Genomic DNA, 811 nt, shown 5'->3' with positions numbered 1-811 from the left:
CGAGATCGTATATTAGTCCCGCCTTCTTCGGTCACTGTTGGAGTCACAGTTCCTCCGGAACTTATAGCATTATTGTGCACTACTAAAGAGGCATCTGTTAATACAAAATCCGGATCACTTCCTGAAACTGTTAATCCCGGAGTCGTGGATACACCACACTCAACAATATCTAAAATACCATCATTATCATCATCTAAATCAGTATAATCTCCCACATCATCTCCATCCGTATCTATATCAACACCCAGTGTAGCACTATGTTCTATCAATATACATGGATTATCAGGATGGGTAATTACCAAATTATACACATTACCATTTAAGCCTGTTACATCAGATATCGTTAATTCGTCGGTATTAAAACTTGCTCCATATACCCCTCCATCGGTAGTACCATCAATATCAACTCCATTACGTTGCCATTGATACACTAATGTTCCACTTACATCCACTGCAGGAGGAAGCGTCGAATAGTCCGGTGTACCAGGAACTGTATAGGTAGTGGTGCTCGTCGCATCTGAACTCGTAATTGTAAAACTGGTTCCCGTACCTTCTAATATCAATTGATCCGTTAACGCTGTCGCATCTACATTTACTTCTGTTGCTATCTGGAAAGTATTTCCTGCGGGTGTGGTCGTCGTTGCAGGAGTGGTATCATAGGCACTGGCAGTTACACCAGCAGCATTTACTAATCCATCAACATCAACTCCATCAGGATTCAATGGATCCATAGCATCGTAGGGCTCTACAACTCCTCCGTAAGTACCATCTTCATTGCTATCCGTACCAGATGCTCCATACGCCTCATCTG

General features: G+C 42.4%; 1 pseudogene. It reads right to left on the bottom strand.

What is annotated here, in order from left to right:
• A pseudogene (locus DZ60_RS25375) lies at positions 1–811 on the bottom strand (hypothetical protein); the annotation flags it as partial.

This window comes from Aquimarina pacifica (assembly GCF_000520955.1).
In the GTDB taxonomy this organism is placed as follows: Bacteria; Bacteroidota; Bacteroidia; order Flavobacteriales; family Flavobacteriaceae; genus Aquimarina; species Aquimarina pacifica.
Note: the sequence above shows the minus strand (reverse complement) of the source record. Positions and strands in the feature narration are given on the sequence as shown.